Source organism: uncultured Thermosynechococcus sp. (genome assembly GCF_938074695.1).
Classification (GTDB): domain Bacteria; phylum Cyanobacteriota; class Cyanobacteriia; order Thermosynechococcales; family Thermosynechococcaceae; genus Thermosynechococcus.
In genome coordinates, this window is record NZ_CALJEM010000066.1 from 1 (window position 1) to 9,062 (window position 9,062).

Below are 9,062 nucleotides of genomic sequence, written 5' to 3' on the forward strand. Positions count from 1 at the left end.
CCCCAAAAATATCCGCATGGAACCGGATTTCTCCCACGGCATGGTGCGCACGGAAGTTCTGTGCGCTGTCTGTGATGCCCACCTAGGTCACGTCTTTGAGGATGGCCCGCCACCCACAGGACTGCGCTACTGCATCAACTCAGCCGCGCTGGAATTTATCCCTGAATCTGCTCCCGCTTCGTGATCGTTGTGATTGAGGAGATTTTGCAGGACATTCTCCGCAGGAGTGCCCGCAGTCTCAAGGCGGATACGCACTCGGCCCAAGAACCCACCGTTCGCGCCAGCGGGACGGAGTCCTTAGTGACTCAGGGGCAGCTTAAATCACGCCTGAGCACCCTAGGAATCTCCGGGCTTTAGGCCGGGGAAGATGTCAAAGGTGCAAAATCGCGATCGCTGATTTTAGAGCGAATTTAGGGAGTAACCTTTTGGTTTCCTATTCCGCTAGTCAGCCCAACTAAGAGATTCTTGCGCTTGACAAACCCGCGCAAAAGCGAGACACTTAAGGCCAAATTCATCTTATTCTTTAGGTTTCGTGTAAAATGGCCAGTTGAATTCTCCTGTTTTAACGCAACTATCGTGGACGTTCGTGCATAGGTTCCCTTTTAGCCACGAAACTAGGGTTGTTAAAACATGAAACATATCATCTGGCTTTTACCGTCCTGAACTGTCGTGGTGACCTTCGCCATGGCGCGTTAGATCACTTTAGAACTATCTACGTTTATTGGGAGCAATAGTGAGTCGTTATGTTGGGCAAACTCCGTGACCTTATGGGTCTAACCCCAGAGACTGATATTTACGATGAGGAATACCCTCAAGGAACGCCACGAGCGGTAACCATGAACTCTGACGTGGAACCGTTGCCCACATCACGGCCAACCTTGAGTCAGGACTTTGACACCCACCACTCCCCCTCAGTGCCGACAGGATCAGCCCCTTCTAGTCCTTCTAATGTAATTGGTATGCCCAATACGGGTCGCTGGTGGGGTGCAGTGGCAGAAGTTTTGGTGATGCAGCCGCGCAGTTTTAGTGAAATGCCTGAGGTGATCAAAGCCCTCAAGGAGCGCAAGTCTGTGGTGTTGAATTTGACCTTGATGGAGCCAGAGCAAGCTCAACGCTCGGTGGACTTTGTTGCCGGTGCTACCTACACCATTGATGGTCACCAAGAACGCATTGGCGAAAGTATTTTCCTATTTACGCCAAGCTGTGTTCAAGTGAGCACCCAAGTGGGTGGGGTTCGCCCAAGTGCAACCTCCACACCCGGTACCCCACCCTCTGCTTGGGGTATGGATGCCCAACAACAGCGCAGTGCCTAGGGTGCCTGCCTTTGGGATCATTGGCTGTGGTCGCATGGCGGAGGCCATGCTTGCGCGACTCCTTGCAGATGGTCTGTTACCGGAGCAGGTTTGGGTGTCGGCGCGATCGCCCCAGCGGCAGCACTATTTAGCTGAGACTTACGGGGTCAAAGTGACCACAAACCTAGAGGTGGCTACCGCCGAAACTCTCCTGCTGGCAGTCAAGCCACAGGTCTTTGCCGATATTGAGTCAGAATTGGCGGATACGCCGGTGGCTCAAAGTGGGGGGGTTGTCCTTTCAATCATGGCGGGCATCCACAGCGGGCGGCTGCGGCAACTCTTTCCCCAGCGGTTGATTTTTCGAGCAATGCCCAATACACCGGCACAGGTGGGCGCCGGAGTGATTGCCCTAGCCGGCGATAGTGTAGCCAGTGAACTGGAGATTCAAAAGATTAAGAATTTGCTAGGGGTGCTGGGGCAGGTGGTGACTGTCAGTGAAGGGCAAATGGATGCGGTCACGGCCCTGTCTGGCTCTGGCCCTGCCTTTATAGCACTGATTGTGGAGGCGCTGTGTGATGCCGGGGTCGCAGTGGGTCTGTCGCGATCGCTGACACAGGAACTCGTTTATGGCACAATAACAGGCACAGTACAATTACTTAGAGAGCGCGGGTTGCATCCAGCGCAACTCAAGGACGCAGTCACCAGTCCTGCGGGGACAACCATTGCCGGTCTCGAAGTACTGGAAGTTGCTGGTGTGCGTGGAACCCTCATGCAAACGGTAAAAGCGGCCTACGAGCGTGCCCAAGCCCTCAACTAAGTGCCTATGCCCAACTCCCCCACAACCGCTGACCCCCCCGCCATCGAAGGCTTAGATGTCAAGGTAGTGTTCATTTACTACTTTGCTTGTGTGACTGCCATCACCTGCCTAAGTTTGAGCCAAATTTGTCATTGGAGCCTGTTGTCTCCTTTGCCCTACCGTTGGGGACTAACGGTGGGCGCGATCGCTGCCTATTGGAATCATACGCAAGTCCTTGCGGTAGCACCGCTGCAACTTTCACGACTGGAGGCATGGCTAAAGGACAAGGGCTACCAAATTACTGCGATTGAAGAGAATTTGACCATTTATTGCTCGCCCCAAGGCTGGCAACGGGGGGCGGTGACGATTCGGCAACTGCAACAAAACTTAGCTGAGGATAGACTGTGACTGACTTTGGACGTGTGATTACCGCCATGATTACGCCATTTACCGCCGATGGCGCGATCGCCTACGAGGTGGCAGCGAACCTAGCGCAATACCTTGTGGCCAACGGCTCCGACGGCATTGTGGTGTGCGGTACAACAGGGGAATCCCCTACCCTCACTTGGGACGAAGAATTTCAACTCTTTCAAACGGTGCGGCAGGCGGTGGCCGGCAAAGCCAAGATCATTGCGGGAACCGGCTCCAACTCTACTCGGGAAGCAATCCATGCCACAGCCAAGGCCGCAGAACTGGGTCTCGATGGTGCGCTGTTGGTTGTACCCTACTACAATAAACCCCCCCAGGAGGGACTCTACGCCCATTTTCAGGCGATCGCCAAGGCGGTGCCAGACTTTCCCCTCATGCTCTACAACATTCCCGGCCGCACAGGACAAAACTTGCTCCCAGAAACGGTTATCCGCCTTGCTCAAGAGCACTCTAACATTGTGGCTATTAAAGAGGCCAGTGGCAGCCTTGATCAAGCCAGTGCCCTGCGCGCTGCCCTACCGCCGACTTTTCGCATTTACGCCGGCGACGACTCCCTGACGTTGCCATTACTGGCCATTGGTGGTTATGGTGTAGTCAGTGTGGCCAGTCACCTTGTTGGCTCACGTATTCAAGAGATGATTCAAGCCTTTGTCCAAGGAGAAACGGCCAAAGCCACGGCTATTCACTGTCAACTATTGCCACTGTTTAAGGTTTTATTCGTGACGACGAATCCGATTCCGATTAAAGCTGCCCTCAGCCTCCAAGGTTGGCCGGTGGGTGAACCCCGACTACCCCTCACGTCTGCGAGTGACGCTGTGATTGGCCAATTGAAGACCGTTTTAGATGACCTTGGCCTACTGAAGTCTTAGGGCAACGCAGGACATTTGCCAAGCTACACTTTTTCGTTCATTTCACTGTAAGGAGACCTATGAGTCAATCCGCTGCAACGGCTGCCTTAAAAATCATTCCCCTGGGTGGGCTGCACGAAATCGGCAAGAACACCTGTGTCTTTGAATTCCAAGATGAAATCATTTTGCTGGACGCAGGGCTAGCCTTTCCCACCGATGGTATGCATGGGGTGAATATCGTGCTGCCCGACATGACCTACTTGCGGCAAAATCGCGACAAAATTAAGGGGATGATTGTTACCCACGGTCACGAAGATCACATTGGGGGTATTCCCTTTCACCTCAAGCAGTTTGATATTCCCGTTATCTATGGCCCTCGCCTTGCCATGGCCTTGCTGCAAGGGAAACTCGAAGAAGCCGGGGTGGCCGATCGCACCGAACTTCGCCCAGTCCGGCCTCGAGAGATGGTGCGCTTGGGCAAAAACTTCCTCGTGGAGTATATCCGCAATACCCACTCCATTGCCGATAGCTTCTCGGTGGCCATTCATACCCCCATTGGCGTCATTATCCACACAGGGGATTTCAAGTTTGACTTTACCCCTGTGGATGGGGAGTGCTTTGACATTCAGCGGCTCGCGGAGCATGGTGAAAAGGGTGTGCTCTGTCTAATTAGTGACTCCACCAACTCAGAAGTCCCCGGCTACACCCCCTCGGAGCGATCGGTTTTCCCTAACTTGGATCGTGCCTTTAGCCAAGCCACGGGGCGGATTATCTTTACCACCTTTGCCTCGTCAGTGCATCGCCTCAATATGGCCTTAGAATTGGCACAAAAGTATGGCCGAGTGGTTTCTGTCTTGGGTCGCTCGATGCTCAATGTGATTGCCCATGCACGGCAGTTGGGCTACATTCGCTGCCCCGATGATCTCTTTGTGCCACTGCACATGATGCACAAGTACCCCGATCACCAAGTGATGTACTTGACCACCGGCTCCCAAGGGGAACCTCTTTCGGCACTGACGCGGATTTCTAAAGGGGAACACAACAAAATTAAAATTCGCTCCGGCGATACGGTGATTCTCTCGGCTCATCCCATTCCGGGGAACACGATTGCCGTAGTCAACATGATTGATCGTTTGATGATGCAGGGAGCTAAAGTCATCTACGGTCGCGAACAGGGCATTCACGTCTCTGGCCATGCCTGCCAAGAGGATCAAAAACTGATGCTGGCGTTGACGAAGCCAAAATTCTTTTTACCTGTGCATGGCGAGCACCGCATGTTAGTGAAACACGCCCAAACCGCTCAGAGCATGGGGATTCCTCCTGAGAATATGGTGATTATTGACAACGGCGATGTCGTGGAACTCACCCGTGACTCGATTCGTGTCATAGACAAGGTGCCCGCCGGCATTGAGCTACTGGATCGGGGTGGCATTGTCAAAGCCCATGTGCTGCAGGAGCGACAACAACTGGCTGAAGAAGGCATTATCACCGTGGCGATAGCGGTAGGTACTGATGGCACTCTAAAAGCGATTCCTGAAGTCCACCTGCAAGGCGTGGTCACGGCCATTGAGCCACAGGCTTGGCAGGCCTGGGTGCATGCCACGGTCGAAACTGCCTTGAGCGATCGCTGGAGTGAATATGCCCGCAACGGCGATATAGATTGGGCGGGGGTCAAAGCCCACATTGAACGGGAACTGGTGCGCCTCGTGCGCCGTGAACTTCAGGGCAATGCCTCAGTTCTATTGCTCCTGCAATCCATTGACGTCACCCCTCCTGTGACAACAGGAATTCGACGGCGGCGCAGCACAGCTTCTGTGGTTGGCTAGAATCAAACCGCTTGGGCAGGAGAGTGTGCCTGTTTTTACAGTGTCTTCTGCCCGTTTCTTTTCGTCTGCGCTGCCCTGGCCAGCGTTGAAGCAATAGAGGTTTTAGTTGACTTTTTGCCGAGAACACCCCCTCTCAGTGGGGCAAAGCCAAACTGTCACAAGGGCAGGGCAAAGACTCTGAACCATTGCCTAAGCCAGTTGCAGCAAATCAAGGGTTTGAGCATCAGTCCCAGGTTGTTCTGTCAATGCTTCCAGCTCCATATCCCACCAAGGATGCTGCGCAGACCGCCTTTAGCCGTTCTCGCTATACCCTTCAAAGATCACAGGATGGCCTTTCCTTGATGTCTCCTCATAATTCAGAAAAAGGCTGTCTCTTGGGTTCTTGGAGACTCAAGGGTGGGTCGAGCGAGCCTGCTGATAAACACAGGTTTTTGGATGGTTTCTGCCTATGCTAAGTTCCTTTTCTGAATGCCACTGAAGAGGAGTAAAACAAAAAAGGGGCAATGTTGTGCCCCGACCCTTGGTCAACGATTTCAATTTCTAGGAAAACATGGGCAAGTGAGAATAGATGGGTATCCACAGGGGACTCCAAGGGCCAAGGTTGAGTACCAGAGCCGCAATCGCCACGGTGCTGCTGAGCCATGTCAGCCATTGGGCGTAGATATTTGCCCCTTGTTTCTGGGTTTGCAGGTGTTCAACGGTTTGCTGAAGCTGCTCGACTTCTCGGTTAAGGTCTGCTATTTCGTGGTGTAGCCCTTCGATTTCACGTTCGCGATCGCTCACCGTGGCATGGCAGACCGCTAGCTCTGCCTCTTTTTCCCGACAGGTGGCCTCCATCGTGGTTAAAGAAGCGGTCAGTGTTGCCGTTTGCCTAGCATATTCCTCTTCGAGGCTGCTACTGTGCTGGTAAGCAGTTTCTAGCTCCTGGCGATAGCGATCGCAATTCTCCCGTAACGCCTCATTTTCTGCTTGGCTATTGTTGAGGGCATTTGTCAATTCCGCCACCTGCTGGCGGTAGTCACTCACTTCAGTTTGCAGTTGCTGTTGCTGATCTTCTAGTTCTTGACAGCGGTTTTGCAGTCGCTCCACCTCTGAGCGCAATTGCTCGATTTCTTGGCGCTGGCGATCGCGCTCCTGTTCGCTACGGGTAACCAGTTCCTTTAGCCCTTCAATACGCTGGGCTTGCTCGCTAACAAGTTTGTGCAGGCGATCGCACTCTTCCTTCAAACGGGGGACAGAACCCTTGTACTGCCGCTGTACCCAAGTTCGCAAAAACGATAGGCCGGAGATGGTAAATCCAATCAGGGCATAGGTGCCCACCAGTGTATGACCCGTGGCCGACATCTGTAACATACTGAACCCCTGAACTTCAGTTGAATATCAATGAAAACGCCGCAATCCAGAATACAGCCCTTTTCCCCAGGAGGGAACACACCCAAACCAGTCAAAGCCGCTGTCGGACAGTTCTCTAATCTCCTTATCCTTTGGCGATCGCTCCCCTGTGGAGGCGCCGACCGACAATTTTTGAGAATGAGTGCATAAGCTTCTCCTCTCTAGTCTAGCGAGGGAGGTTGACCGCTGGCGGTAAAGGCTAAGGTTTCTGCCAGCATTGGTACAATAAGGGGTGAACTTGAATTTGCAAGGGGAATACCAATGACTGAGGCACCCGTTCTCCCCATTCTGTTGATGGGAGTTGCGAACTTTTTACAGTTTTACCTTATCATTCTCCTGATTCGGGTTCTGCTGTCGTGGTTTCCCAATATCAACTGGTACAATCCACCCTTTTCAATTATCAGTCAGTTAACAGATCCCTATCTGAATCTCTTTCGTGGTCTGATTCCCCCCATCGGTGGTCTGGACTTTTCGCCAATTATTGCCTTCTTCCTCCTGCAATTCCTTGTCCAACTCTTATCAGGCTTTTCCAGTAGTGCCACACTCTTCTAAACCATTTTTGGCTCACTAGGGTGCAATCGCCATGTCAACACTGCGTCCGTTTCAGGATGAATTTGAGGTCATTGTTGTCGGTGCCGGTCATGCGGGCTGTGAAGCGGCCTTAGCAACGGCGCGGTTGGGCTGTCGTACCCTTTTGCTGACCCTCAACCTCGATAAAATTGCTTGGCAGCCCTGTAATCCTGCGGTGGGTGGCCCCGCAAAATCGCAACTGGTGCATGAGGTGGATGCCCTAGGGGGCGAAATTGGCCGAGTGACCGATCGCACCTATCTGCAAAAGCGATTATTGAACGCCTCACGGGGGCCAGCGGTCTGGGCATTGCGGGCGCAAACAGACAAGCGCGAATACAGCGCCGTCATGAAGCAAGTGGTGGAAAATCAACCTAACTTGCTACTGCGCGAAGGCATGGTCACAGACCTCATTCTGGACGCTAACGACACGGTGATTGGGGTTGAAACCTACTTTGGGGTGGCCTTTCGCTGTCAGGCGGTGATCCTGACCACGGGAACGTTCCTCGGTGGCCGCATTTGGGTGGGAAATAAATCCATGCCTGCGGGTCGCGCTGGTGAATTTGCTGCAGAGGGACTCTCACAGACCTTAGCCCGTCTCGGCTTTGAGGTGGATCGCTTGAAAACAGGAACGCCCGCACGGGTGGATCGGCGATCGGTGGACTACAGCAAGCTGGAACCGCAACCGCCGGATGAGCAGGTGCGCTGGTTTAGCTTTGACCCCACGGCATGGGTGGAAAGGCCCCAAATGAACTGCTACTTGACGCGCACCACCGCTGCCACCCACCAATTGATTCGTGAGAATCTGCACCTTACCCCGGTCTATGGTGGTTGGGTAGATGCCAAAGGTCCCCGCTACTGCCCCAGCATTGAGGATAAAATTGTACGTTTTGCCGATAAAGAGAGCCATCAAATTTTCATTGAACCCGAAGGCCGCGATACGCCAGAACTCTACATTCAAGGGTTTTCCACGGGGCTACCAGAACCCCTGCAACTACAACTGTTGCGCACGTTGCCGGGGCTAGAAAACTGTATCATGCTGCGTCCGGCCTATGCGGTGGAATACGACTACCTGCCGGCGACTCAGTGCTTTCCCACGCTGATGACCAAGAAGGTTCAGGGGCTGTTCTGCGCCGGGCAAATCAACGGCACTACCGGCTATGAAGAAGCAGCCGCCCAAGGGATTGTGGCCGGGATTAATGCAGCTCGCTTTGTGCAGGGAAAACCGATGATCACATTCCCACGCCAAGAGAGCTACATCGGCACCCTGATTGACGATCTGTGTACCAAGGAACTGCGGGAACCCTACCGCATGCTCACCAGCCGCTCGGAGTATCGCCTCGTCTTGCGATCCGATAATGCGGATCAGCGGCTCACCCCCTTGGGGTATGAGATTGGCTTGGTGAGTGAAGCCCAGTGGCAGGTGTTTCAAGCAAAGCAACAGCGCCTAGCAGCTGAGACCCAACGCCTCCAGAGGACGCGCATTAAAGCCCATGAACCGGTGGGCGAGGCGATTGTGGCTGCGACGGGTCAAGCGATTAAGAGCGCCATTGCCCTTGATGAGTTGCTCCGGCGATCGGGGGTACACTACGACCTACTGGATCGCCATGGCCTTGGGAATCCAAACTTGACTCCCCAAGAAAAGGAAGCCGTTGAAATTGCCATTAAGTACGCCGGCTACATTGAGCGGCAGCAACGGGAAATTGAGCAGATTGCCCGCCAAGAACAGCGTCCGCTCCCTGCGGATTTAGATTACTTTGCCATCCCCACCCTTTCGATGGAGGCGCGGGAAAAACTGAGTGCTATCCGCCCCCTCACTATTGGTCAAGCCAGCCGTATTGGTGGAGTGAATCCGGCGGATATCAATGCCCTTTTGGTCTATCTCCAAGTGCAACAGCAGCGGCAATCCCTA

10 protein-coding genes are annotated in these 9,062 nt (G+C 53.6%); 9 read left to right on the forward strand and 1 reads right to left on the reverse strand.

The window, feature by feature from the left end:
* The 7 genes from Q0683_RS09580 to Q0683_RS09610 form a co-directional block, all read left to right on the forward strand.
* Positions 1-184: peptide-methionine (R)-S-oxide reductase (locus Q0683_RS09580; RefSeq protein ID WP_298977454.1), on the forward strand; the 184-nt coding region annotated here is incomplete at its 5' end.
* Complete coding sequence (locus Q0683_RS09585; RefSeq protein WP_298614012.1) at positions 181-357, forward strand: hypothetical protein; 177 nt, start codon at positions 181-183, stop codon at positions 355-357. The genes Q0683_RS09580 and Q0683_RS09585, both read left to right, overlap by 4 nt.
* Positions 358-743: 386 nt before the next feature.
* The gene (locus Q0683_RS09590; protein WP_298614011.1) at positions 744-1,313 is read left to right on the forward strand and encodes a cell division protein SepF; all 570 of its coding nucleotides are present in this window, start codon (positions 744-746) and stop codon (positions 1,311-1,313) included.
* Positions 1,288-2,109, forward strand: a complete 822-nt coding sequence (proC, locus tag Q0683_RS09595; RefSeq protein WP_298977456.1) for a pyrroline-5-carboxylate reductase — start codon at positions 1,288-1,290, stop codon at positions 2,107-2,109. The genes Q0683_RS09590 and proC overlap by 26 nt, the downstream gene beginning before the upstream one ends.
* Before the next feature lie 6 nt (positions 2,110-2,115).
* Positions 2,116-2,496, forward strand: coding sequence for a hypothetical protein (locus Q0683_RS09600; RefSeq protein WP_298617137.1), 381 nt, complete (start codon positions 2,116-2,118; stop codon positions 2,494-2,496).
* Positions 2,493-3,386, forward strand: coding sequence for a 4-hydroxy-tetrahydrodipicolinate synthase (gene dapA, locus Q0683_RS09605; protein ID WP_298614008.1), 894 nt, complete (start codon positions 2,493-2,495; stop codon positions 3,384-3,386). Before Q0683_RS09600 ends, dapA begins: the two co-directional genes overlap by 4 nt.
* A gap of 59 nt (positions 3,387-3,445) precedes the next feature.
* On the forward strand, positions 3,446-5,191 hold the full coding sequence (locus Q0683_RS09610) for a ribonuclease J (protein WP_298614007.1): 1,746 nt from the start codon (positions 3,446-3,448) through the stop codon (positions 5,189-5,191).
* Between the two features lie 540 nt (positions 5,192-5,731).
* On the opposite strand, the gene Q0683_RS09615 is transcribed toward Q0683_RS09610, so the two are convergent.
* On the reverse strand, positions 5,732-6,544 hold the full coding sequence (locus tag Q0683_RS09615) for a hypothetical protein (RefSeq protein WP_298977459.1): 813 nt from the start codon (positions 6,542-6,544) through the stop codon (positions 5,732-5,734).
* A gap of 300 nt (positions 6,545-6,844) precedes the next feature.
* On the opposite strand from Q0683_RS09615, the gene Q0683_RS09620 reads away from it, so the two are divergent.
* Positions 6,845-7,135 (forward strand): YggT family protein, encoded by a 291-nt coding sequence (locus Q0683_RS09620; RefSeq protein ID WP_298616071.1) that lies wholly within the window; start codon positions 6,845-6,847, stop codon positions 7,133-7,135.
* Between the two features lie 31 nt (positions 7,136-7,166).
* The coding region (mnmG, locus tag Q0683_RS09625; protein WP_298977462.1) for a tRNA uridine-5-carboxymethylaminomethyl(34) synthesis enzyme MnmG at positions 7,167-9,062 on the forward strand (1,896 nt) is incomplete at its 3' end.